Consider the following 25437-nt stretch of genomic DNA (forward strand, 5'->3'; position numbering starts at 1 on the left):
GAGCCTCCTCGGCGCTAGCGCCTGTGGGGTCTCCACTTGCCGCTCCATCCCGCAGGACAAGCAGCTTCTTCGAATGGCCTTTGCACGAAGGAAATGCGTTTGCATTTTCGAGGAGTCTACATGCCTGAGCTCCAATCAACCAGCTATTCTACTTAAATAGGTGAAATTATTATGTTTAACCTCTATAGTGCCGCTTTTTGCTTCTATTCATATGTCATTTCTGACTGCATGTATGCAAACAGAAGCTTGGCGGTTTGCTCGAGAGACGAGGTATGCGTTCTTTCAAATGCATGGGAAGAATCAATACCAGGCCCGACAAGGCCATGAACGATATCGTTTCCTGACCGGATGGCGGCGGACGCATCAGAACCGTAGTAAGGATAGATATCGAGCTTGTAAGAAATGCCGTTTTCTTTTGCAAGGCTGACAAGCTTCTTTCTTAACGCGTAATGATAAGGTCCGCTCGCATCCTTGACACAGATTGAGACTGTATATTCATCTGTTGATTGCCCGTCGCCCATTGCACCCATGTCGACAGCGAGATACTCAACCGTATCAGGCGGAATATTGGAATTTCCTCCGTAGCCAATTTCCTCATTGTTGGAAAAGAGGAAATGGGTTGTATAAGGAAGTTCAATCTTTTCTTCCTTTATTCTCTTAATCAACTGCATCAGGATGGCGACACTTGCTTTGTCATCAAGATGGCGGGACTTAATATAGCCGGAAGGGGTTACTTCCACACGCGGATCGAAGGAAACGAAATCCCCGACTTCAATCCCGAGAGCCCTTACCTCATCAGCGTTATGTACCTTCTCATCAATCCGAATTTCCATGTTGGCCTGGTTCCGCTCCGCTTTGCCGGCGTCCTTGTAAACATGTACAGAAGTTTGATGCATCAAAATCGTGCCTGTGTAGGTTTTGCCAGAGGCCGTTTCAATTGTACAGTATTCACCTTCAATAGAATTAAAAGTAAATCCGCCGATCAAGTCGATTTTCAGCCTTCCGCTTGGCTTGATTTCCTTTACCATCGCGCCAAGTGTATCTACATGGGCCGTTAGCATCCGGTGTTTACTGTCGTCCTTCCCGGGCAGGGTAGCGATCAAGCCGCCTTTTCGATTCCGCTTTGTGATGACCTCTTGCTTTTTCAAAAATTCCTCAACGAATTCGATTGTTTTGCTCGTATTTCCTGTCGGGCTCGCAATGGAAACCAGCTTTATTAAACTGTCTACAATTTCTTCAGAATACCGTTTTTCCACAGGGTTAACTCCTCTCTTTATATTCAGTTTCATGTATCAGGATTCGCTCAAAAACGAAGGGCTTTCACCGATTTTCGCTGAAATGACACCTTTAACAATTATACATCAGTCCGCAGCCAAAGTAAGTAAAATTTCTGCTGTCTGGCGGTTCCTGGTTCAATCGGCAAATCGGCTGCATACATTGTTAGAGCGGGAAATCTTTAACAAGATTGATTAAATAGTTTGAATTCAGGGTAATACTTTGAATGCAAAGCTTTTGCCAGGCTGGTGGCAGGCTGCTAATAAATGAAATGTGGGGGGGAGACTTAGTGACTAGGTACGAAATGCGTCATTTGAAGCCAAGCAGATTCAATATGTACAGATGGATCGCCATGTCCGTATTCCTGCTTTGCATGATCGGGATGATGGTGGGGTTCAGCAGATATGCCCAAAGTACAATCAAGATTGAGGCGCCTCAAATCGACAATGGTAAAAAAGTTGTGGTTGTCCTTCCGAATGGAAAAAAGGTTTTCACTTTTGAAAAGCTTCTTGTCGAGGAAAATGGGAAGCTATATTACAAAGGCGAGTGGAATACGATTGATTTGACAGGTGGAAAAGTGGAATACAAAGATTGGGAGAAATAAATGTTCTGTTTTTGCTATTATTATACTTATTTTTAAAAGGCTGCACCCGTTATGGGAGCAGCCTTTTGTTTTGCAAAAAAGTGCTTCTGTTGAGTTGGGATTATTTGAACCAGCCTTTTTTCCAGAAAAGGGCGAACATGCCTAGCGCGATAATGGCCATTGTGCCCAGCGAGACAAAATAACCGTATTTCCAATGCAGTTCTGGCATATTGTCAAAATTCATTCCATAAATGCCCGCAATGAATGTGAGTGGCATGAAAATCACAGTAATCACTGTCAATACCTTCATTACCCGGTTCGTTTCATACGAATTCATGGAAAGGACGCTGTCCCTAATATCTTTCGTCAGCTCGCGGTTAGAGTCAATCATATCAGTCAATTTTAATAAATGATCATGGATGTCCGAATAATAGGCCTGCCTGTTTTGCAGTACTGAAAGCTTTTGCGAATTCATCATCCGATAAATCAAATCCCTCGTCGGGGTGACAGTATGGCGAAGCAAAAGCAGGCTTTGGCGGATTTCAAACACCTGTTTTAATAAATCCTCCGTAAACCCACCGCTATAGGTTTCATCCATCTCATCCAGCTGGTCTTCAATGGCGTAAAGGGGCGGGAAATAATTATCCACCAATTGATCAAGGATATGATAAAGGATCAACGAGGGAGACCATTCATTAGAGTCCTTGGATGCAGCGACCCGATTCCATACCTCATTTATTTCCCGCGAAGGATCTTTATGAAAGGTGACAATGTAGTTTTCGGAAAGGAATATATCCACTTCCTCTTTCTCCAGTGTCTCCGGATTGATCGCATGTACAACAAAAAATGTATAGCCATCATAGTAATCAAGTTTAGGGCGCTGCAGCTTGAGCATGCAGTCCTCGATAGCGAGGGGGTGGAACTTCAGCGGGTCCGCAAGTTTCTGTGCTTCATCATCCGAGGGGCTGCTAAAATCAATCCAGTGCCAGGAATTTGCTTTTTCCCCTGCCAGCACTTCCACTGGCTGATTCATCGCCATTTGCCCGCTCTTGTGATAAGAAATCGTCCGTATCATTTCTTTCTCCTTGGCAAGTTTTTTCTCCATCATAACGGAAATCGGGGCGCCGGCAAAATTTCCGGCTTTGGAGGATGGGAGTGAAGGTAGTGGGGAGGGAGCTGGACAGGAGCTTAGCGTATTGCCCGTAACCTGTCTTCATGTGCTTGATATTGGGACAGAACCCTAGCGTATTTCCGGCAACAGTCCCAATGTGTTCGCGATTGGGACAGAACCTAAGCGATTTGCCCAGGACCAGTCCCAATGTGCCTTCGATTGGGACAGAACCTCGGCGTTCTGGCGATGGCCAGTCCCAATGTGCTTTCGATTGGGACAGAACCTCAGCGTTTTGCGCATGACCAGTCCCAATGTGCTTTCGATTGGGACAGACCCTAAGCGTTCTGGCGATGGCCAGTCCCAATGTGCTCGGGATTGGGACAAACCCTCAGCGTTTTGCCCATGACCAGTCCCAATGTGCCTTCGATTGGGACAGAACCTCAGGGTTTAGCCCATGACGAGTCCCGATGTGTTAGCGATTGGGACAGAGCCTCAGCGTTTAGCCCATGACCAGTCCCAATGTGCCTTCGATTGGGACAGAACCTAAGTGATTTGCTCATGACCAGTCCCAATTTGTTTGCGATTGGGACAGAGCCTCAGCGTTCCGGCGATGGCCAGTCCCAATGTGCTTGCGATTGGGACAGACCCTCAGCGTTTTGCCCGCAACCTGTCCTTAAAAATTATTGGCACTTAAATTTTCCGTGGAAAAGTTGACTTTGCAAGCGCTACTATATATAATTTTCAAAAAATAACCTAAAAAACGTTGAAGGGGACCAGTAAATTGGTGCCGCACTCCTGTCCAGAGAGGAAGCCGGTTGGTGAGAGGCTTTCAGGATGCCCATTTGAACCTGCCCCGGAGTTCTGTATCAGATCGAAGTGAAGATACAGCGGTATGTGCCGTTACACAAGAGGAGCGCGGGTGAGTGTCCCGCGAATGAGGGTGGTACCGCCAGGCCATGGTCCCTTTTATGGGGATTCATGGCCTTTTTGTGTTTTCATGAACCAGGCAAGCGGCAAGAGGGTAGGGTGAAAAAGCTCTAGCACCGTCCTCCTGCTTCATTCCAAATTGTATTAATTTAATTTAAAGAGGGTGAAAGATGTATGGAGAAGGATTTTGTGAAGAGTATTACAGCGATGGAGACTGATTTTGCGCAGTGGTATACGGATGTGGTGACGAAGGCGGATTTGGTGGATTATTCGTCCGTAAGAGGCTCGATGATTATCCGACCATACGGGTATGCGCTGTGGGAGAATATTCAGAGTGCACTTGACGGCCTGATCAAGGCGACCGGGCATGAGAATGTGTATATGCCGTTGTTTATACCCGAGAGCCTGCTTGAAAAGGAAAAGGATCATATTGCCGGGTTCGCACCCGAGGTTGCATGGGTGACGCACGGCGGCTCCGAGGAGCTGGCGGAACGGTTATGCGTCCGTCCGACGTCCGAGGTTCTGTTTTGCGAGCATTATAAAAACATCATTCATTCCTACCGTGACCTGCCGAAGCTGTATAATCAGTGGGCGAATGTGGTCAGGTGGGAAAAAACGACACGGCCATTCCTCCGCACGCTTGAGTTTCTTTGGCAGGAAGGGCATACCGCGCATGAGACAGATGAAGACGCGCATGAAGAGACGAAAAGGATGCTCGATGTTTATGCGGATGTTCTTGAGAATGTTCTCGCCATCCCGGTCGTGAAAGGGCAAAAAACGGAGAAGGAAAAGTTCGCGGGCGCGAAATTCACGTACACGGTAGAGAGTCTGATGCATGACGGAAAGGCGCTGCAATCCGCGACTTCGCATCATTTAGGTGATGGTTTTGCAAAAGCGTTCGGCATTCAATTCCTTGACAGGGAAGGGAAGCTGCAGCATGTCCACCAAACGTCGTGGGGCTTCACGACAAGAGTGATTGGGGCGATGATCATGGTCCACGGGGATGACCGAGGGCTGATTATTCCGCCAAAAGCCGCGCCGACACAAGTCATGATCGTCCCGGTTGCACAGCACAAAGAAGGTGTTCTCGACTTTACTTATAAACTGAAAGAGCAGTTTTCAGGGACGTTCAGGACCGGCATCGATGCGAGTGACAAAAACCCGGGCTGGAAGTTCAATGAATACGAGATGAAAGGCGTACCAGTGAGGTTGGAAGCTGGTCCGCGGGATATTGAAAAAAATCAGGTCGTGCTCGTCCGCCGCGATACGGGGGAAAAGGCTTTTGTTGCCTTGGAGGAACTAGAAAGCAAGCTTGAACAATTGCTGGATGAAATCCAAGGAAATCTCTATAACCGTGCAAAAGATCTGCTTGAAAAGAAGACTTCGAAAGCTTCAGGCCTGGTAGAATTCAAGGAAAGCCTTGAAAAAAATCCAGGTATGATCAAAGCAATGTGGTGCGGGAAAAGGGAGTGCGAGGATAAAATCAAAGAGGAAACAGGCGCCACTTCGCGTTGTATTCCATTTGAACAGGAAAAAGTGGCCGACTCCTGTGTGTGCTGTGGGGAAAAAGCTGAAACAATGGTTGTCTGGGCAAAAGCATATTAAAGGAAAAGCCGGGACAGTAGATGTTCGGGTCAGAGTATATATAGGGGAAAGCCGGAACTGTAGCCGAATGGGTCCTAGTATTTTAAGGGGAAAAAGCAGGACAATGGTCGTCTGCCCAACAGAGTTTTAAGCGAAAAAGCGAAACGAGGGTCACTTTTGCAAAAGGATATTTAGATTGAGAAATAAAGAAACGACCCCGCTTGCGGTGTTCTCACAGGCGGGATCGTTTTTCATTTATTCACTTTTCGAGTCGTCATCATCACAGCAACTAGGGTTTTCGTCAATGATTTTTTCGATTCTTTTCGTATGTCCCTTGGCGTTGATGATGCTGACTAAATCGGTCAGGTTTTCAGCGATTTGCTCATCTGGCAAATCGTGCGCATCTTTTTCTTTACGATCTTTATTCATTTTACCCCTCCTAAACGCAAAAAACTGGCGAGTTGATTATTTTCCTGTGTCGTTCGAATCGCGTTCACTTTGCTTATTTCCATCTTCATTCACTACAGGCTTTTCCTTATTATCATCTGAAGAACAGCCCGCCAGCCCAAAGGCAAGAATCAACGCGGCCAGACCCGCTTTTGCTGCTTTCTGCATAGTCACCCTCCATTCAGCGGATTTAGTATTTATATACCCAAATTTGGGGTAATTAATTATCCATAGGAAGCGCCAATGATAAAAGGAGTGGAAAATGTGAATATACTTTGGGATTTTGACGGAACCATTTGCAATACTTATCCATCTTATACGAAAGCTTTAATGGAAACATTGGGGGATGGGCATACGGAGGAGGAGACGCTCGCACAGTTAAAAGTCTCGTTCGGCCATGCGTTCAGGTTTTTTAAAATCAGTGAAGAGCAAAGCCGTAAATATTTGCAAAAGGTAAGAGGGATGAAGCCTGAAGAATTCATCCCGTTCCCGGGGGTGATTGATGTCTTAAGAGAGGCGGATTGCAATGTCATCATGACGCATAAGGAAAAAGAAGACGTTGAAAAAGCACTCCGTTTTTATAATCTTAGGGAATTCTTCACAGAGATTGTCGGGAAAGAAGATGGGTTCCCCCGCAAACCCGACCCTGAATCGTATAAATATTTACACGAAAAATACGGCCTTGACCTTGTGATTGGTGACCGCGCCATTGACCTCGAGCCTGCCAGAAGGCTTGGAATTAAGACAGTCTCCTTTCAAAACCACGAGTCAGAGGCCGATTTTTACCTTGATGATTTCAGGGAATTCAATTCGGTTATATTGCCATATGTAAAATAATATTTTGTGCAAAAAAAGAGCGGCGGCTTCTCCATTTAGGAATGCCGCCTCTCTTTTTATTTATGTTTTTTAAGGAGCGACAGGCGCTTCTTTTTTGCGCATAGCCATAGGAATATAAACGCAATACGGTTCGCTTTCCATATAATCCCCGGTGACCGCATACGTTCTGGAACGGGATCCGCCACAAATTTTATTGTATTCGCAAACGCCGCATTTCCCTTTATATTTGTCAGGGCTGCGGAGGTTTTTCAATACTTCGGAGTTCCGGTAAATATCGGCGAGCGGCTTTTCACGCACGTTGCCGACGACAATCGGCAGAAGCCCGCTCGGAAGGACGTCTCCGATGTGATCAACGAAAATGAAGCCATTCCCGTCATTTACTCCTTTTGGCGCGCGCTTCAGTCCGTCGATGATGCCTTCCTGATCCATTGTCATTGTATCTTCGTAACGGATTTCACCTTTTTCAATCTTATGGTCGCGTGCCTTTTCCTGAAGGACAACCCGGCGGTAATGCTGGGCAGCAGTGGTTTTGATATCATACGGGGCAGTTTTACTAAGCTGATACAGCCACCTGAATACTTTTTCGTGTTCAGCAGGAGTGATGCACTTATCTTCCTGGCCGCGGCCTGTTGGAACAAGCAAGAAAATATACCACATGACAGCCTTCAGTTCACCGACCAGCTTTGCCATTTCCTCAAGCGCATCATAATTGTAACGAGAAATAACTGTGTTGATCTGAAGCGGCATTTCAAGTTCATTCAAATATTTGATCTTCTCCAAAGTTAAATCGAAGGACCCGGGGGTGCCCCTAAAATGGTCGTGGATTTCCGGCGTCGGACCATCCAGGCTGAAGCCCCACCGTGAAAGGCCGACTTCCTTGGCCTGCCTCATTTTCTCTAATGTCACATTGTCCGTCGCACTTGGAACCATGGAGACTCGCATACCTTTTTTGACGGCATAATCGGCTAGCTCCATTAAATCTTCGCGCATCATGCAGTCTCCGCCTGTGAAAACAAGCATCGGATTGCCCATATCATAAATTTGATCAAGCAGGTTAATACCTTCCTCGTGTGTCAATTCGCGCGGATCCTTCTGAAGCTGGGCATCTGCCCGGCAGTGCACGCACTTAAGCTGGCATGCCCTTGTTACTTCCCAAATCACGATAAACGGATTCTCATCATAGTCGATGGATGGTCCGAGACCCATATTATGCGGATGGCCGCCTGGATGTCCTCCGGGGTGGCCTTTTGACTGAGGGTGTCCCATTCCATGTGGATGTCCCATTCCTTGCATTCTTATCACCATGCTTTTCTTTATAATTTTGTCATGATTCAGGTTCATCGAGAAAGCAACATAATCATGATGGTCTATAAGTTAATTATAAGATTCCGCAAGGTGGAAGAATCGAAGCTTTGTTACGATATTTCTACATTCCTGTGCCAAAAAAAGAAACTCTTTTGCAAGAAACCTCGAAAATTGCCAGATTTTAATATTAAAAATATGTTACAGCAATGTTACAATGCAACTTCCAATCTGGCCAAAAATTGGCGGTATATCCATGAATACTTAGAAAAAGAGGAAAATATTGTTTTGTAAAAAAGAGGGAATAACTTTCCTGTAGATGAGGAATTTTCCAATGGGTCCATAATTTAGGGGTGTTTTAAAGGTTTAACCATGTACTATGATGAGTAAGGCAAAACAAACGAGGAGATGACACCATGAAAAAACAATTAATTACATCAGCCATGGCGGCAGGAATCCTATTCGGAACTTTCAACGGCCAAGCAAGCGCCGCTGAATTATATACAGTCAAATCAGGTGACACACTTTGGGGAATCTCAAAAAATTACAATCTGACTGTTTCACAAATTAAACAATGGAACAATCTATCAAGTGATCTCATTTTAGTAAATCAAAAACTATCTGTAGAAGCCCCTGAAGCAAGTGAAGCTCCAAAAGCGGCGCCAGCTCCTGCGGCTGCAACATACACAGTAAAATCAGGAGACACTCTGTGGGAGATTTCTAGAACATACAGCACTACAGTCAATGCACTTAAATCACTGAACGGGTTGACTAGCGACCTTATTCGTGTTGGACAAGTCCTGAAAGTAAGCGGCACTTCATCTACCGCAGTAGCTGCTGCTTCCACTACGACTTCATCAAACGTTACTACCACAACTACAACTACGGCTCCGACTACTTCAACAGCGACCGCCGTTATTAATGAAGCGAAGAAATATCTTGGCACACCATATTCGTGGGGCGGCAATACTCCTGCCGGTTTCGACTGCAGCGGGTATGTGAAGTATGTTTTTGCAAAAGTGGGCGTTTCCATCCCAAGGACGACATCAACCATCTGGACTGCTACAAAGCCAGTTTCCGTTGCAAAGCCTGGTGATCTTGTATTCTTTACAACTTATAAATCGGGTCCTTCGCATGTTGGCATTTATCTTGGAAACAATAAATTCATTAATGCCGCTTCAAATGGCGTTGTAATTTCCGATATGTCCAACAGCTATTGGAAGCCAAGATACCTTGGAGCTCGTACGGCTCTATAATAGAAAAGTTCATAGTTTCATATTATATCCTTACCCAAACATTATAGGGTAAAACCTCATACATTAGAAAAACACCGGCAGTTTTTTCAGCCGGTGTTTTTTGGGGTCTAGTATTAGTTATAATTGTTTCCTAGCTTTTATCAGGAATCAGCCCATTTTACGAGCATGTGTGCGAGCATATGGCGCTCTTCTTCATTGCCGGCCTGCCATAATTCCATTAGCAGGGCTTCCTCCCGATTTTGAGGGACTGCATTATCCGCAAGGAAATTCGCCACTTTCTGTGCTCCAACCGCAAGCTGTTCCTCATCGAGGCCAAGCTTTTTTCCAAGTTCGATCCGTTTGTTTAAATAAGCTTTGAATTCGTTGAAATCCTGAAGCTTTTCATACATTTTATCCTCGTCAATACGCTCGACTACCTCGTCTACTTTCGATGTCTCAAAATCTCCGTCTTTATGCATCGCATGGTCCTTATTCATCGTGTTTCACCCTCCATAACATGACTTCCCTTTACTATACCTCCGGCAGTAACACTCAAACTATAATTTGGGAATAATGGGAAATAAACTTAAAGGCGCCTCATTACTTTGCAGAAAGAGAGTAAAATGGTATTGTCAATTTAATACATTGTTTAGGAGATTGGCCATTATGGAAATTGAACAAGTGAAAACGTATTTCAGTAAAAAAATTGAAGAGAACATTAGTGACATTACAACTGAACTCGTTACGAAAATGAAGGAATTCTACCATTTCGAATTCCGAAGCGAGGAGGAGAAATTATATGCAAGGGCAAATTTTGAACAACTCGTCAAGATTGTCCTTGGCGGGCTCAATGATAAGGATGTAAAGGAAAGCGCGTTTAAGTGGGGCGAAATGGTCGGTACCAGGTCAGTGGAACACAATGGAGATCTGGGTAATACAATCAAAGGGGTTTCCGTCTACAAAAATGTCATTTGGTCTTATTTGCAGAAGGAGGGGAAGAAACTTCAAATCAAACAGGAAGACCTCCTTGAAGTCATCATGGAAACCGATCATATTTTCAATATGATGGTTCATGGATTCAGCACGGCTTTTACAGAAAATGCAGAAAAACTTCTCCAGGAATCCAGGGAATTATACTTGAAAATATCTGTTCCGATCGTTCCGATTTCCCCAAAAGTGGCGATATTGCCCTTAATAGGTGAAATTAATGAATTGCGTTCGGAAACCTTAATTGTTGATTCGCTTGATACATGTGTCAAGAAGAGGATAGAAACCCTCGTGGTTGATCTCTCTGGTGTGCATGAGGTGGATCTAATTGGAATTGAAGTCATGTTCAAACTGATCCGTTCCTTGAACCTTCTTGGCGTAAAGCCAGTCATAACCGGAATGAAAGGCGAAATCAGCCAGACATTTATTAACCTTGGCATTAGACTTGAAGGAATTTCGATATACAGCAGCCTTGAACAGGCACTTTCAGAACTGGAATTTTTTTAAGAAAAAGCTTTGTTATACTTGTTTTTTGATTTGCACTCCGGGGACATGCTTTCCGCGGGGCGAAGCATCTACATGAATTTGCTTCGTGCAGCTTTGCGACGAGCTGAAGATTAACTTCCCCGAATAGTCTGTGGCGCAGGAGCATTCTTTATGGAGCCTCCTCGGCGTCATAGACGCCTGTGGGGTCTCCACGTGCCGCTGCATCCCGCCGGAGTCAGTCCCTTCCGTTCCAATCCCAATCAACTTCAACGAAAATCAACACTTCCCTTTAACTGAGCCTAAGATAAAGTGTAGCAGCCCGGCATTTTAAGAGCCGGGCTGTTTTTCGAGCATTTTAAACGGCATTTCTTCCGGTAAAAGGGCAGGGGCGCCGGGAATGCTCCTCGGCCGGAAATCAATTGAGGCAGCGGAATAAAGTGACACCGACAAAGTGCTACCAAGGCTTTTTGCCCGGATTAGCACAGGCTGGCTGTAAGGATTCCTGAATTTAAAGTCCGGACCGTACCAGCTGACCGTTGCATCCCTCCCGGAAGGCACATAAGTAACGGTTTTAGTATGCGAATAGCGTTGGACAATCGACATGCCGGCATGGTCGGCAGCATTAAACAGAGTCGAGGATACCTGGCAGATACCGCCGCCAATCCCTTCGGAAAGTTCTCCCCTTACTATAATCGGTGCTTTTAAATAGCCTTTCGCGGCAGTCCTTTTTCCAATTTCCTTATTAAAAGAAAAGGTTTCGCCTGGAAAGACGATCTTGCCGTTTAATGTTTCAGCAGCGAGATGGATATTATGGGACCTCTCTCGATTGCCTGGGTTGAAGAAAGTGGTATACCTGCCGATCAACATCGCTCTGATGGAATCCAAAAGTTCGCTGTCGACCCTGGGGTAAACAGGCCGGTACGGAATGTCCGCGATTAAAGGCTTGCCTTTGTAGAAGAAAGAGTAAAGGATATATTCCATTTTGCTACGGTCCAGCTCCCTGCCTGTTTGTTCAGGCAAAAGCGTCCCATCCATGGAGATCCCTGCATCCCTCGGTGGAGTATCAACCTTTGTTTTTAAGTCGCGAATGAACTTATCAATAAATTCCGGACTCGGAAACGCACTTCCTGGGAAAGGGAGAAGGGCCATTTCCTCCCTTGTTACTGAAGCTGTTTCCTTACCGTCCGAGAAAAAGGTAAGTGAGGCAGGCTGTAAGATTGGTGATAATGACAGCATGACTGACAGGATTAAATTAAGGATCATCGTGCGGCTTCCCTCCTTCCAATAGTATGGATGATGGAAGCTTTTTTCATGAAAAAAACCGGATGGAGGGATCCAACCGGTTCTCGAGAAGGTTAATAAGCAGGGGTTCTCGTCTTTCTCTTTCTTGACAGTTTTGCCAAAGGCTTGATTTTCCAAAGTTTCTTAAAGGAGGATGCAGTCCGTTTAGCTGCATTTACTGTAAAGGTAACCGCCTGCTTTTTATAATTAATATCTTCTATTAGGTCCTGCTGGCTTTCTGAAAGTGCGGCTGACTCAACCTTAAGCGTATCTGCCTTTTGCTGAACTCTTGCGACGGTTTCGTTTAGCCTGTTGATGGCTGGTTTTGCTTCCTTGAAAGTTTTGAAGGCGCTAAAGCCGAGATAGCCAAGTGAGACAATTATGGCCACAATGCTCAAATAAACGATCCACATACAGTTATTCCTCCCACAGTCGTTTTTTTATTTTTACCCCAAAAATAGGTTTCCTAACTAATACAGATGTAATTCCAGAAAAAAGGTTATCACGAGAACACAATCGTAAAGGCAAGAAGGAAGAGCTATTAGTATTCAAAAACGTAACCGGCTTAGAGACACTTACGTCAGGCAGAGCGATTTATATACTTTACTTTGGACGGCCGTTTCGCCCGTTTCGATATGAGAATATATATGGGTAGATCTTAATAATTACACTAATTTGTTTGACAAAGCTGGTTGATTGGAGCTCAGGCATGTAGACTCCTGCGGGATAGAGCAGCAAGGGGAGACCCCACAGGAGCTTTGCTCCGAGGAGGCTCCACTGATGCCCCGCGGAAAGCGAAATGCCCGGAGCGGATATCAACCACAACGTTACCGTTTGTATACCAATCTTTATTGCAACCTAAATGGTTTGAAAATTTAAGTTATTTTTTGGAGCACAGGGAAAAAACGGTTATAATGGGAAAGCAGCACCATAAAGAAAAAGGGGCAGCAATTTTCAAAGGGGGAATAATGGGATGGATAGACAGAAAGCAATCCAGGACTTTAAAGCACTTGACGAAAAGATAACCCATTTTCAAAGCTTATCCGGCCTTGCTGATTGGGATCAGAAAGTAATGGCTCCGAAAAAAGGGCGCTCTCAATTTGCCAAGGCAATCGGCACATTGAGGACGGAAGCATTCAAGCTTTCCGTTTCAGATGAGATGGGCAGGCTGCTTGAAGAATTACAAACGGAATCTGCGGAACTCGATGAGATGACAGCAGCACAAGTTCGTGAACGAAGAGAAGAATATAATCGTTCAAGAAGAATTCCGGCTGAGGATTTTAAAGAATTCGCCATCTTGACTGCCCAGGCGAATGATGCGTGGGAGCATGCGCGGGAGCATAACGACTTTGGCCATTTTGCGCCATATCTTGAAAAAATCGTTGCATTCAGGCGCAAATTCGCCGAGATATACGGCTATGAAGCACATCCATATGATGCTGTGCTTGATGAATATGAACCAGGCCTGACGGTCGCCCAACTTGACCCGATCTTCTCAAAGCTGCGTGACACAAGCGTGGCGCTTTTGGAGAGGATTAAGAAATCGCCAGATCAGACGCCGTCAGAAATTTTCAAACAGAATTTTCCTATTGAAAAACAAAAGGAATTCAACCGCTTTATTTTGCCTGTTATCGGTTTTGACATGGAAGCGGGCAGGCTTGATGAAACGGTGCATCCATTCGCACAATCAATTACGATTGGTGATGTCCGCTTAACTACAAGATACCTGGAAGGCAATGTCCGTTCCGCACTGTTCGGAACAATCCATGAAGCCGGCCATGGTATTTATGAGCAAAATATCGATCTAAAATATGACGGGACCGTCCTTGCTGGAGGGACTTCATTTGGAATCCATGAGTCACAGTCCCGGTTCCTTGAAAATATGGTTGGGCGCAGCAAGGCATTCTGGAGCTATTTTTACCCGAGGCTTGTTGAGTACTTTCCGGAGCAGCTCGGAGACGTCAGCGAGGAAGATTTTTACCGCGCGGTTAACACAGTTGAGCCTTCGTTTATCAGGGTTGAAGCAGATGAGCTGACGTACAATTTGCATATAATGGTGCGCTATGAAATTGAAAAAGCGCTAATGGCTGGGGAACTTGAGGTTCAAGAACTTCCTTCCGTTTGGAACAGCAAAATGGAAGAATATCTGGGAATCACGCCTGCAACAGACAGGGAAGGCGTACTCCAGGATGTCCATTGGTCATTCGGCGGCATTGGCTACTTCCCATCCTACTCTCTTGGCAATCTGTACGCCGCACAAATCCTCAATACGATCAGGAAGGAAGTGCCTGAATACGAAGAGGCTATCGCTGAAGGGAATTTCGCGCCTGTCATGGGCTGGCTGAATGAGAAAATCCACCAGTACGGTTCTCTTTACAGGCCAAATGAACTAATTGTCAAAGTAACAGGAGAAGAATTGAATGCTGATTACCTAGCTCAGTATCTTGAAGCAAAGTATTCGGAGATTTATAAGTTATCCTAATTGAACGAGAGGGCACGCAAAATAGCGGGCTCTCTTTTTTATGGTCTCCGCTTCAATCAACCTATTCAAAAAACGAACCCGTCGTCTAACATTATCTGAAATTTGGTGGTTTTCAAGCAAGAAAATTTCCGTTAACAAGAAAATTATACCAAATTAAAGATTGAAATTAGTTGTTTCTTTAGTGTAAAATTACACTAAAGTGAAGTGGGGGATGAGCGGTCATGCGGAGGATTCTGTTTCTTGTAGGAGTATTTTATGTTATTTTTCCAGTGATACTATCAATGACTTTTGGGTATCTAGCGGTGTCGGTCGGGGAGGCGGGGATGTTCATCGGGGTGGCTGGATTTTTGGCCGGAGGGATTGTGGCGGGTTTATATTTCGCTAAAAATGATCGTAAGGATATAACGTTGTTTAAAAAGCATTTCCCTGTTTTTCTGCCTTTGTTCCTTACTGTTTTTGCCGCCACTGTCCTAATGTTAGCGACTAGAGGGCATTTTGGAAATGATTTATGGGCAGTCTTTATCTTCCTGTTTTTCCCGTTCCTGCCGAATAGTTTCCTAAGTGTTCAGGGCGGTGAAATCATGCTTACCTTCATGGCGCCGTTCGCTTATTTTCTTGGATTCCAAGGGGCGTATCTCTCTTTTAATCGACAGAATGGCCCAAATTGGATAGCGTTAATAGGTGGAGTCTTATCTGTTGCAGTTTGCCTGGCTGTTTCAGCGGCAATACTTTGGCAAAAAAGCCAGAAAGTTTTGCCTTCCTATGGGTTCAAGTACGAAAATGGTTATTCAAGCGTTGATTTAAGCCCGTTTTATGTTACGAACAAATCGAATCGGCTGCCAAAGCTCAATGAACCTTCTGCTTTTACGATAGAAAAAGAAGAAGAGATGCCTGTCCTCGATGGAGCAGAAGCTGCATATCCTGTGTATGCGGCATTTGCGAATGCAGTTTATAAAGACATAGCCTCGAAGAATGACGGGAATGAGAAGGGGGAAATTGTCAGCTTCACAAATACAATTTATGCTTTTGAACGCTTATTATCGGGTGAGGTAGATATTTTCTTTGGGGCGCAGCCTTCCGAGGAACAAAAAAGGATGGCGGAATCCCAGGGTAAGGAATTGGTCCTGACGCCAATCGGGAAGGAAGCCTTTGTCTTTTTCGTGAACAGTAAAAATACAGTTAATACTCTTTCCGTCGATCAGATCAAAGGGATTTATTCCGGGGAGATAACGGATTGGGGCAAAGCTGGCGGAGAAAACGGAAAGATCAGGGCCTTTCAGCGGCCTGAAGGCTCGGGTTCGCAAACAATCATGCAGCTTATCATGAAAGAAGCGCCCCTCATGGAACCCTTAAAGGAGGAAGTCAGGGGTATGGGCGATATCGTGGAAGAGGTTGCCGACTACAGGAACTACCAGAACGCAATTGGGTATTCATTTCGGTTTTTTACTACTGGCATGAATCCGAATAAGGAAATAAAATTGCTTGCGGTCAATGGCATTGAGCCGAGCGCAGCAACGATTCAATCCGGAACGTACCCATATGTAGTGAACCTTTATGCCATTACGCTAAAGGATAACCCAAAACAAACAATCAAGCCTTTCCTCAGCTGGATGCAAGGCCCCCAAGGCCAAAAACTCATACAAGATGTAGGTTATATACCTCTAAAAAATAGATAAATTGGAAGTGGTCCTGGCTATGAAGATGTTTAAGAAAAAAGAACTGGCCAGCTACTCCCAATCCCATATTTGTAAAAATGCCACCTTTACATCGAGGGTGGCATTTTTATTTCGTTTTTAGTTGGTCTATTTGTTTTCTTAGGAATTGCTTTTTTAAAATAGGAAAAAGTAATGGCATAGTGGAAAAGAAAGTTCACTTTTTCGACAAAATTCTGCATAGTTTTTATTTTGGCAGGGTAGAGACAAGTCATAACCGTTTTCCTTGCCATGGCGCTATTTTTGGTGAGTTTCGCACAGTAAGATGATGACAGCTTAAAGTGGGCTGCAATCTTTTCGCAATCCTTCACCTGTTAAAACTGAAAAGTTTTAACCCTTTGTTAATTTGAAAACAGAATATATGAAATTTACACTAATCTATGGAGCGTTTGAAAGAAAATTATATCAGCAAAGAGGTGCTAGTATGAATAAAATTGTTCTTGCCATTGGTGGCAATGCGATTATTAAAGAAGGTCAAAAAGGTACGATCGTGGAACAACAGGAAAATATCGCTGAAAGCTGCGACATGATTCTTGATTTGATTGAGCAGGGCAATGAGGTTGTCATCACACACGGAAACGGTCCACAGGTAGGAAATACGCTCATTAAGGTACATATGGCTTCAAGCGTTATTCCTCCATATCCGCTAGATGTCTGTGACGCAGAAACACAAGGGAACCTTGGTTACTTAATCCAGCAGGCCCTGAAAAACAGGATGACAGAACGCGGCATTGATAAAACAGTCGCTTCTATCGTTACCCAGTCTGTCGTTTCCCAGGAAGACCCGGCGTTTGACAATCCGACAAAACCAATCGGGCCATTTTATACACAGGAACAGCTTGATGAAGCATTGAAAGAACAGGAATTCTCTTATATCGAAGACAGCGGCCGCGGATACCGCAGGGTAGTTCCGTCCCCAAAACCAATCAAGATTGTTGAAAAGGATGCTGTTGAAGCTCTTTTAAAGAGTGGAGTTACGGTCATTACTGCCGGAGGCGGCGGAATTCCAGTAGTAGAAACTAACGGAATTTTGAAAGGCGCAGAAGCAGTTATTGACAAAGATTTTGCAAGTGCGCTCCTTGCAGCTGAAGTTGGAGCCGATTACCTATTCATTCTGACAGGCGTGGAACAAGTAGCCGTTAATTTCGGTAAACCAAATCAGGAAAACCTTTCTACTCTGTCTATTGCAGATGCGAAGAAATATATGGATGAAGGCCAGTTCCCTAAAGGAAGCATGGGGCCGAAAATTGAAGCTGCAATTTATTTCCTTGAAAAAGGCGGGAAAAATGTAGTCATCACCTCCATAGATAAACTGCAGGATGCCCTTAACGGCAAAACAGGCACACGCCTCGTTCTGTAGGTGATGTTTGCGCTGTCAGCGCGGGAGGTATGGTATGGAACATAAAAAATTCATCCCCTTTTGGTGGAAAATTGTTGCTGTTTTCACCCTTGGCTGGGTACTGATGTATGCTGACCGGACAATACTCAATCCGGTCATGCCCCATCTAGCTGAGGAATTTGGCCTGACGAATGCCCAGCTTGGTCTTGTAAACAGTGTGTTTTTTATCGCCTACGCGATTGCCCAAATCCCGTCCGGGACAATGGGTGACCGATATGGAAGAAGAACGATCCTTGTGCCCGGGTTTATCCTGTTTGGTTTACTGACTGGTACGACTGGGCTTGCGACAAGCTTTTTCATGTTTTTGCTTCTCCGGTTTGTGACAGGGTTAGGGGAGGGTACCTATTACGGCCCTTCCTATGCTGTCGCAACAGATAATATTCCAGAGAAGCATTTGACAGTTGGAACGGCGATTATTAACAGCGGTATGGCATTGGGAATTTCACTCGGTTACATGCTGTCCAGCTATTTTACACTGGAACTCGGAATGAGCTGGCGTGTCCCGTTTTATTTAATGACCATTCCAACGTTATTGGCCGCGGGACTTATCTGGTTCATGCTTCGTCCAAATCCGCAACTGAAAGACATAACGAAGGAGCCGGGCCATGAGAAAGTGAATATTTGGGAACAGCTGAAAAATCGTAATGTCATGATCATACTCATCATGAATTTTTGTTCCTTGTATGGGTTTTTTATGATTATTACGTGGCTGCCTCAATATTTACAATTGGAAAGGGGATTTCATGGAAGTGAAGTAGGATACATATCCTCCTTGATTCCTTGGGCCTCCATTCCAGCCGCAATCCTGTTTGGTATGTTTTCGGACAGGCTCGGCAGGAAAAAGCCGATTATATTTTTACTTGTCCCGATTGCGATCGTTTCGGTATGTGCGGTTGCTTTCATTGATAACAAGACTATGCTGGTGATTGCTCTCCTTATTTATGGCTTTACAGGTAAGCTGGCTTTGGATCCGGTGCTTCTTTCCTTCATGGCAAGGAACGTTTCCAAAAGGGCTTATGCAACAATGTTCAGTATTTACAATTTTGCCGGAATGCTTTCATCTATTATTGCCCCGTATATTACAGGGTACCTAGTTGATATTACCGGTGAGATGAAAACAGGCTTTATCCTCGCGATCATTATGATGGCCATCGGATTGCTGGCGATGGCGTTCACGAAGGAAATGCCAAAGGAAGCCCAGGTTTAAAGGGATTTTCGCATTAAACATCATTCGTTCATGAATACTATTCTTGAACAGTAAGCTTGATGATTGCTTTACTTCTACTTAAAAGGAAGAGGTGTTAACATGCTGCACACAATTATTAAAGAAAATTCTTATCAGGATTCAGTTAACCTGATGCTATTAACGAACAAGCTGTCGACAATGGAAGGCGTAAAAAGGATTTCCATTATGATGGGTACTCCTGCCAATAAGGACATCTTCAAGTCAACAGGACTTTATACCGACGAACTGGAAAATGCGAAGCCAAACGATATGATGATCGTTATGGAAGCTGAGCAGGAAGAAAAGGTTCAGGAAGTACTCGAGGAACTGGACAACTTCTTGAAAAACCAGGCAATCAGTGATACAGGAAGCAATTTCACAACCGTACGCACATGGGATAAAGCAACGAAAGCATTGCCATCTGCAAACATGGCGTTGATTTCTGTTCCTGGGCAATATGCTCCTGAAGAAATTGACAAAGCACTTAACAATGGCCTGCACGCTTTCGTATTCAGTGACAATGTTCCAATTGAGGAAGAAGTTCGCCTGAAGAAAAAAGGAAAAGAAAAAGGATTGCTTGTCATGGGTCCTGACTGTGGTACAGGTGTCATGGGCGGTATTCCACTGGCATTCGCGAACGTCATCGCTGATGGAAATATCGGGGTTGTCGGCGCTTCTGGAACTGGAATCCAGGAAGTTACCACCATTATCGACCGTCTCGGCGGCGGAATTACTCATGCAATTGGAACTGGCGGCCGTGACCTTTCCGATAAAGTCGGCGCCATTACGATGATTGAAAGTATTAAAGGTCTAGAAAACCACCAGGGAACAAAAGTGGTTGTTGTAATTTCCAAGCCACCGGCTCCTGAAGTGCGCGATCATGTTACACAGGTACTTCAAAGCCTGTCTAAACCGGCTGTAGCGATTTTTATCGGTGAAAAACCTGAATACCATGAAGGCAATGTCCATTTTGCCCACACGCTTGAGGAAACAGCTGTGCTTGCTGTTGAGCTTTCTAAAGGAAATAAAATTGCCTCTCCGGAAGCGCGTGAAATTTCTGTACCGGAAGTTTCCCTTAAAGAAGGGCAAACATCCATCAAGGGACTTTATTCCGGTGGTACACTTGCAGGTGAAGCAGCAATGCTGATTTCCGAAGCACTGGGACTTGAAAAGGGAGCGAAGAAAGAAGAAGGCTTCCAGCTTAAGTCAGGCGGACATATGGTCGTTGACCTTGGTGACGACGTGTACACACAAGGCAAGCCACACCCAATGATCGATCCTGAAACAAGAGTGAAATTCATGAAGGAAGCAGCTCAAGATGAAGATACTGCAGTCATTCTCTTCGACCTAGTTCTTGGCTACGGTTCACATGAAGATATGGCTGGAGCACTGTTGCCTGCAATCAAGGAAATCCAGGCCGAAGCAAAAGCGGCCGGAAAAGAAATTCCATTTGTATCTTTTGTCTGCGGAACTGATAAAGACCCGCAAAGCTACAAAGAGCAAAGGGAAAAACTTCAGAGCGCCGGTGTTTTGATGTATGACAGCAATGTCCAAGCTGTTAAAGCAGCTCTGAAATTAATTGGCAAAGAATTGAAGGAAATTCAAAAGGAACATAGGGAGCTTTCTTCCCCAGTTCAGAAAGAAGACCTTACTGTTGCTGCGCCAATCCAAAAGCTGCTCAATGAAAAGCCAATGGTCATCAACGTAGGCTTGAAAAAGTTCACAAACGCAGTCCTCAACCATGGAGGCCAAGTTGTCCAGTTCGACTGGAGGCCAGTCGCTGGAGGCAACGAAAGAATGAGGAAAATCCTCAGCCTGCTCCAATAAAAATAGGATCGTTTTGAATTTATAAAAGTGGAGGTAACTGTATGTATAACACAATGAATGAAGCAAACAGGGCGGTATTGGATAAGATTGTTGGCTCAGCACCTTTCCTAGTTGACGTGGTCCCTGCGAAATCAGTAATTGAAGTATTGAACGGCAAAGTATTGCTACATGCCGGACCGCCAATCAAATGGGAAGAAATGACTGGCCCAATGCAAGGCTCATGCGTCGGTGCAGCCTTGTTTGAAGGCTGGGCAAAGGATGAGCAGGAAGCCCTTGACATGCTACAAAATGGAGAAGTCGAGTTTATGCCTTGCCACCATGTAAACGCAGTTGGACCGATGGGCGGTATTACATCCGGCAATATGCCTGTATTCGTTGTTGAAAATCGCTCAGAAGGAAACCGCGCTTATTGCACAATGAATGAAGGAATTGGAGCTGTTCTCCGTTTCGGAGCGTATTCCGATGAAGTTATCAACCGTTTGAAATGGATGAGGGACGTACTTGGCCCGGTTCTATCGAAGGCGATTAAAATGACGGAAGACGGATTGAACCTGAACGTCATGATTGCCAAGGCAATTACAATGGGAGACGAATTCCACCAGAGGAATATTGCCGCTTCACTTATCTTCCTGAAGGAAGTCAGCCCATTCATCCTAAAAGCTGATATCAATGAAGAAGAACGCTTCCAGGTAATCAAGTTCCTTGCCGATACGGACCAGTTCTTCCTGAATGTCATGATGGCTACATGTAAGGCTGTTCTTGATGGTGCGAGGACAATTGAACACGGTACTGTCGTAACGGCAATGTGCCGGAACGGAAAAGACTTTGGTATCCGGATCAGCGGTATGGGAGACCAGTGGTTTACTGCACCGGTTAATACTCCGCAAGGATTGTTCTTTACTGGTTACAGCCAGGAAGACGCCAACTCGGATATTGGTGATTCCGCGATCACAGAAGCTTATGGTGTCGGAGCAATGGCAATGATTGCTGCCCCAGGCGTTACACGCTTTGTAGGTGCTGGCGGATTTGAGAACGCTCTAAGCACAAGTAATGAAATGCTTGAAATCTGTATCGACCAAAATCCTAACTTCGCAGTTCCAACATGGGATTTCCAAGGAATCTGCCTTGGCATTGATGCAAGGAAGGTTGTTGAAACAGGGATCACCCCTATCATCAACACCGGAATTGCGCACAAAAAGGCCGGCGTTGGCCAAATTGGTGCAGGAACAGTTCGCGCGCCGCTTGCCTGCTTTGAAAAAGCTTTAGAAGCTTATGCGCAAAAGCTTGGTCTGATCGACTAAGCGGAGCCATTCGCGAAATATATGATGAAAAAAGAGGAATACAATTATCGTATTCCTCTTTTGCTTAAAAAATTTAGGGGCGGCTCTTTATAAAGCGTATGCCAGATTGAATTAATGTTATAATGGTTCAGTAAATTTCTCTTGTAATAATAGGTGAAAGGGAGCAGGGAAAAAGATGGGATATTTAAAAAAAGACGTAGATATCGGAAGTATTGGCTTAAGTCAGCTTTTGGCTGTCTACGAATGCATGCCGGACGGCTTCCTGTTCACGAACCTTCAAAAAGAAGCAGTTTATTATAACGATTCTTTAAAAGACATCCTTTTTGAAGAGGAAGGGACTATTTTAGCCACCGAGGATGATTTTCTCTCTTTGATTAATGGCTGCACTATCCGACATTTTGATAATCTCCCCCTTCTTCAGGAAGAAACAGATGTGGTATTGAAGTTGACTGTTAAAATTAATGAGCGCTTGAAACACCTATCCGTAACGAAATTTGAGGTGTTTTTGCAAAGTCAGCCAACTGGTACCGGTTACCTTATCCGGGATATTACCCAGGAAGAGGAGATTCTGCTCCTGAAAACCGATTTGATTACAATCGCGAGCCATGAGTTCAAGACGCCGATTACGAGCCTTAGAGGAAGCGTGGAGACGTTGTTGCGCGAGGATGCCGACTGGGATGAAGAGTTCAAGCAGGACCTGCTTGAAGGGATACACGAAGATCTTGTTCATCTCCAGGAACTCGTGACGGTTTGGTTTGACATAAAAAAAATCGAACTGGGCACAATGTCTCTGAATAAGCACCATTTTCCGATTGGCCAGCTCGTCACAAAAACGATTGAGCAGCTGCCCAATGAAATTCGCTGCATGGCCACGATTGATATCAATATGGGCGATTATCAAAACTTATTCATTTATGGTGACCGGAAACGCCTCCATCAGGTTTTACTGAATCTGGTGGTCAACGGACTGGTACATAATGAAAGCAAACATAAGATCATTTCCATCTCAGTCACAACAGATGATCAGTTCGTGTATATCCATGTTAAAGATAATGGGCTAGGTATCGAACCAGAATACATGGATAAGATTTTTGAGCGTTTTTACAAAATCAATCCTCCTCTTTATGGGAAAGCTCATGGTTCAGGTCTTGGGCTTGCAGTTTGCAGGGGATTGATGATGGAGCATAAAGGTGATATTTTAGTTGAAAGCGCGCCTGGTTACGGGAGTACATTTACGATGAAACTTCCAAGTTATTTGAGTGAAGAAGGTGAGTAGGATGAGCCACAAAATTGCAATAATTGAAGATGATGCTAAAATTGCGCGATTCATTAAAGCCAATCTCCAATCAAAAGGATATGAGGCGATCACTTTTCCTGAGGGAGAACTGTTTTTGGAACAATTTGCGCTGCAAAATCCTGATTTGGTTCTCTTGGATATTACGCTGCCAGGAATAAATGGGTTTACTGTTCTCGACAGGCTTCGAAAGTTTACGAACGTGCCGGTCATCATCCTGACTGCGAGGAGCAATTCAAATGATCTCGTCGAAGGATTTGAGTTGGGCGCAGATGACTATTTGACAAAACCTTTTTCGCTTGATGAACTTTTCGCCAGGGTAAAGGCTGTGCTTCGTAGAATGAGTGTGCATGAACAGATTTTCCAAGAGGAAAGCAAACTATCAATCGGGTCACTTGATATTAATTTTGCCCAGAAAAGGGTTTTCGCACTTGGGAAAGAATTGCGGTTCACACATACTGAGTATATGATTCTTGAGCAACTCGCTTTATATGCCGATAAAATCATCTCCCATGAACAGCTGCTTGTTTCAGTGTGGGGGAAGGAGTATCGCGATGAAGTCGAGTATTTGCGGGTCGCGATTGCAAGAATTAGGAAGAAGCTGAAAGAGGCGGGTATTACGAACAGTTCGGACCTGATCCGGACCTACCCAGGCATCGGGTATTCGCTCGTGTCCAATACGAATACTACACAAGTTTAACCCGATAAAAAAACCGGCTGGACTATAAAATGTCCAACCGGTTTTTTTAGCAAAATGACTTTAAAAATGTGATGACTTCATTGAAAGCATCCTGGACGGCAGGGTCGTCCATGTTTTCATCAAATACATGAACGCCTCCTTGAATGGTGATCAACTTATTGAAAACCCCGGCTTCCGTCAACGCGTCTGCCATATTTTTAGATTCTTCATAAGGAACATCATCGTCCTTTGTTCCATGAAGAAGGAGGGTAGGCGGGAAGTCTGCTGTTATGTTCCAATACGGAGACCATGATTTCAAAATACTGCGCTGAAGGAAAGGATCGTAACCGGTCACATCTTCAATCCAGCTGCCGGTCTGCCTTCCATATAAGTAAAGGCCGTATCTCTGGGCAATCGGTCCTTCTGCAATGGGTTCCTTTTTAATGAGCATATTTACAAGTTCTTTAGGCACTCTGGCCATCGCACGGAAGTACGCACTTGGATCAGCGGCCCATTTACCAGTGATGTCTCCATACCCATAAAATGAAACTATTGCCTTCGGTTTATGTTCGAATGTGCCTGTGAGCAAAGAAAGGTATCCGCCAGCCGAACCGCCCGAAATGAAAATCCTGTCCGGGTCAATTTCCAATAACTCAGGGCCCTGCAATCTTAGCCAAAGGAAGGCATCTTCAACATCTTTTTTAATTTCCGCTATTTTTGTTTCCGGAGCCAGCCGGTAATCGATGGAAAAGACCGCAAACCCCGCCTCGTTATAGAGCTTGATTTGTTCTTCCTTCATATCTGTACGGGAACCCCAGATTAACCCGCCGCCGTGAATGTACATGATGACTGGCGCATGACTTGTCCCAGTTCCATAAAAATCCGCCTTAATTTCAAGTGTTCCGACCTGTTTATAAACAATCGTCTTCTTCACATCATCAGCTTCTTTCTTCTTCAGTGATTATTTATTAACAAATATTTTTAGTATAACAAGGTAGGCTAAGAAAATCACAAAAGAAAAACTTTTTTAATGAATGTTTAATGTCGATTTCAGTCGGGTAGGGTTAAGTATTTCTGGTCGGAAAAATGTTAATTATAAATTTTCTGGTATAAATACACCCTGTAATTGGGAGGATTAATTAAAGGGTTAGAAGTAAACGTTGAAACTTTGTCACAAAAAATTCATTTGTATGAATATTTAGATTACGGACTGTTAGAGTCTGGAAAATTTAGTTGAAACATTGATTTATCAATGTTATTTAATCGATATGGTAAAAAGGAAGGATGTGGATTTGTGACATATTTTACGGTTTTTTAATGTTTGCCTGTTTTTTAAGCAATCAATTTTTACACTTTGTTAATTTGATAACACCTACCCGTCAATCTACACTAAAAGTACATAGTTATTATGATTATGTGGCAATTTAATAGTGGCTGCTGAGGAGCAAGCAGCGCCGTAGGGG

General features: G+C 44.4%; 23 protein-coding genes and 1 other annotated feature. Of the genes, 13 read left to right on the forward strand and 10 right to left on the reverse strand.

From position 1 onward, the window contains the following. Window positions 1-203: 203 nt before the first annotated feature. Entirely contained in the window at window positions 204-1232 is a 1029-nt protein-coding gene (locus tag BN1002_RS08900) for a M42 family metallopeptidase (RefSeq protein ID WP_442853412.1), read from the reverse strand. A gap of 332 nt (window positions 1233-1564) precedes the next feature. On the opposite strand from BN1002_RS08900, the gene BN1002_RS08910 reads away from it, so the two are divergent. Continuing rightward, window positions 1565-1879 carry a hypothetical protein gene (locus tag BN1002_RS08910; protein WP_231575005.1) on the forward strand — a complete coding sequence of 105 codons (315 nt, stop codon included), beginning with the start codon at window positions 1565-1567 and terminating at the stop codon, window positions 1877-1879. Between the two features lie 100 nt (window positions 1880-1979). Here BN1002_RS08910 and corA read toward each other — a convergent pair whose 3' ends face one another. Next, a complete protein-coding gene (corA, locus tag BN1002_RS08915) occupies window positions 1980-2933 on the reverse strand; it encodes a magnesium/cobalt transporter CorA (protein WP_048824655.1) in 954 nt (317 codons plus the stop codon). Window positions 2934-3723: 790 nt separating this feature from the next. After that, window positions 3724-3937, forward strand: a binding site (T-box leader). A 133-nt stretch (window positions 3938-4070) separates the two neighbouring features. Here corA and proS point away from each other — a divergent pair. Then, on the forward strand, window positions 4071-5501 hold the full coding sequence (gene proS, locus BN1002_RS08920; protein WP_048824656.1) for a proline--tRNA ligase: 1431 nt from the start codon (window positions 4071-4073) through the stop codon (window positions 5499-5501). Between the two features lie 234 nt (window positions 5502-5735). Here the strand turns inward: proS and BN1002_RS23665 are convergent, their stop codons facing one another. Together BN1002_RS23665 and BN1002_RS23670 are read right to left on the reverse strand one after the other, a co-directional pair. Further along, window positions 5736-5909 carry a hypothetical protein gene (locus tag BN1002_RS23665; protein WP_156129705.1) on the reverse strand — a complete coding sequence of 58 codons (174 nt, stop codon included), beginning with the start codon at window positions 5907-5909 and terminating at the stop codon, window positions 5736-5738. Between the two features lie 36 nt (window positions 5910-5945). After that, window positions 5946-6095: a hypothetical protein gene (locus tag BN1002_RS23670; protein WP_156129706.1), complete on the reverse strand. Its 150-nt coding sequence runs from the start codon at window positions 6093-6095 to the stop codon at window positions 5946-5948. Window positions 6096-6170: 75 nt separating this feature from the next. On the opposite strand from BN1002_RS23670, the gene BN1002_RS08925 reads away from it, so the two are divergent. Next, on the forward strand, window positions 6171-6764 hold the full coding sequence (locus BN1002_RS08925) for an HAD-IA family hydrolase (RefSeq protein ID WP_231575006.1): 594 nt from the start codon (window positions 6171-6173) through the stop codon (window positions 6762-6764). A gap of 69 nt (window positions 6765-6833) precedes the next feature. Here the strand turns inward: BN1002_RS08925 and BN1002_RS08930 are convergent, their stop codons facing one another. Next, window positions 6834-7970 (reverse strand): TIGR04053 family radical SAM/SPASM domain-containing protein, encoded by a 1137-nt coding sequence (locus tag BN1002_RS08930; protein ID WP_048824657.1) that lies wholly within the window; start codon window positions 7968-7970, stop codon window positions 6834-6836. 512 nt (window positions 7971-8482) lie between these two features. Between BN1002_RS08930 and BN1002_RS08940 the strand changes: the two genes are divergently transcribed. Then, window positions 8483-9322 carry a C40 family peptidase gene (locus BN1002_RS08940; protein WP_048824659.1) on the forward strand — a complete coding sequence of 280 codons (840 nt, stop codon included), beginning with the start codon at window positions 8483-8485 and terminating at the stop codon, window positions 9320-9322. Window positions 9323-9462: 140 nt separating this feature from the next. Here the strand turns inward: BN1002_RS08940 and BN1002_RS08945 are convergent, their stop codons facing one another. Further along, window positions 9463-9798, reverse strand: a complete 336-nt coding sequence (locus BN1002_RS08945) for a DUF3243 family protein (protein ID WP_048824660.1) — start codon at window positions 9796-9798, stop codon at window positions 9463-9465. A gap of 169 nt (window positions 9799-9967) precedes the next feature. Here BN1002_RS08945 and BN1002_RS08950 point away from each other — a divergent pair, with 169 nt between their 5' ends. After that, window positions 9968-10795: an STAS domain-containing protein gene (locus BN1002_RS08950; protein ID WP_048824661.1), complete on the forward strand. Its 828-nt coding sequence runs from the start codon at window positions 9968-9970 to the stop codon at window positions 10793-10795. Window positions 10796-10807: 12 nt separating this feature from the next. Here BN1002_RS08950 and BN1002_RS23675 read toward each other — a convergent pair whose 3' ends face one another. The 3 genes from BN1002_RS23675 to BN1002_RS08960 all read right to left on the reverse strand — a co-directional run bounded on the left by BN1002_RS23675 (window position 10808) and on the right by BN1002_RS08960 (window position 12468). Further along, window positions 10808-11044 carry a hypothetical protein gene (locus tag BN1002_RS23675; protein ID WP_148362750.1) on the reverse strand — a complete coding sequence of 79 codons (237 nt, stop codon included), beginning with the start codon at window positions 11042-11044 and terminating at the stop codon, window positions 10808-10810. Window positions 11045-11101: 57 nt separating this feature from the next. Continuing rightward, the gene (locus BN1002_RS08955) at window positions 11102-12037 is read right to left on the reverse strand and encodes a VanW family protein (RefSeq protein ID WP_048824662.1); all 936 of its coding nucleotides are present in this window, start codon (window positions 12035-12037) and stop codon (window positions 11102-11104) included. 92 nt (window positions 12038-12129) lie between these two features. Continuing rightward, window positions 12130-12468 (reverse strand): DUF948 domain-containing protein, encoded by a 339-nt coding sequence (locus BN1002_RS08960; protein ID WP_048824663.1) that lies wholly within the window; start codon window positions 12466-12468, stop codon window positions 12130-12132. A gap of 560 nt (window positions 12469-13028) precedes the next feature. Between BN1002_RS08960 and BN1002_RS08965 the strand changes: the two genes are divergently transcribed. The 8 genes from BN1002_RS08965 (at window position 13029) to BN1002_RS09000 (ending at window position 23995) form a co-directional block, all read left to right on the forward strand. After that, window positions 13029-14537, forward strand: a complete 1509-nt coding sequence (locus tag BN1002_RS08965; RefSeq protein WP_048824664.1) for a carboxypeptidase M32 — start codon at window positions 13029-13031, stop codon at window positions 14535-14537. Between the two features lie 323 nt (window positions 14538-14860). Then, window positions 14861-16213: a PstS family phosphate ABC transporter substrate-binding protein gene (locus BN1002_RS08970; RefSeq protein ID WP_231575007.1), complete on the forward strand. Its 1353-nt coding sequence runs from the start codon at window positions 14861-14863 to the stop codon at window positions 16211-16213. 460 nt (window positions 16214-16673) lie between these two features. Then, window positions 16674-17609: a carbamate kinase gene (gene arcC, locus BN1002_RS08975; protein WP_048824666.1), complete on the forward strand. Its 936-nt coding sequence runs from the start codon at window positions 16674-16676 to the stop codon at window positions 17607-17609. A gap of 34 nt (window positions 17610-17643) precedes the next feature. Continuing rightward, window positions 17644-18855, forward strand: coding sequence for an MFS transporter (locus BN1002_RS08980; protein WP_048824667.1), 1212 nt, complete (start codon window positions 17644-17646; stop codon window positions 18853-18855). A 99-nt stretch (window positions 18856-18954) separates the two neighbouring features. Continuing rightward, window positions 18955-20700, forward strand: coding sequence for an acyl-CoA synthetase FdrA (gene fdrA, locus BN1002_RS08985; protein ID WP_048824668.1), 1746 nt, complete (start codon window positions 18955-18957; stop codon window positions 20698-20700). A 41-nt stretch (window positions 20701-20741) separates the two neighbouring features. Continuing rightward, window positions 20742-22001: a YlbE family protein gene (locus BN1002_RS08990; RefSeq protein ID WP_048824669.1), complete on the forward strand. Its 1260-nt coding sequence runs from the start codon at window positions 20742-20744 to the stop codon at window positions 21999-22001. Window positions 22002-22176: 175 nt separating this feature from the next. Continuing rightward, window positions 22177-23277, forward strand: a complete 1101-nt coding sequence (locus BN1002_RS08995) for a sensor histidine kinase (RefSeq protein WP_048824670.1) — start codon at window positions 22177-22179, stop codon at window positions 23275-23277. Window position 23278: 1 nt separating this feature from the next. Continuing rightward, window positions 23279-23995: a response regulator transcription factor gene (locus tag BN1002_RS09000; protein WP_048824671.1), complete on the forward strand. Its 717-nt coding sequence runs from the start codon at window positions 23279-23281 to the stop codon at window positions 23993-23995. Between the two features lie 46 nt (window positions 23996-24041). On the opposite strand, the gene BN1002_RS09005 is transcribed toward BN1002_RS09000, so the two are convergent. Continuing rightward, entirely contained in the window at window positions 24042-24908 is an 867-nt protein-coding gene (locus BN1002_RS09005) for an alpha/beta hydrolase (RefSeq protein ID WP_048824673.1), read from the reverse strand. Between the last annotated feature and the right edge of the window lie 529 nt (window positions 24909-25437).

The sequence above is a fragment of the Bacillus sp. B-jedd genome, from assembly GCF_000821085.1.
Taxonomy (GTDB): Bacteria; Bacillota; Bacilli; order Bacillales; family Cytobacillaceae; genus Bacillus_D.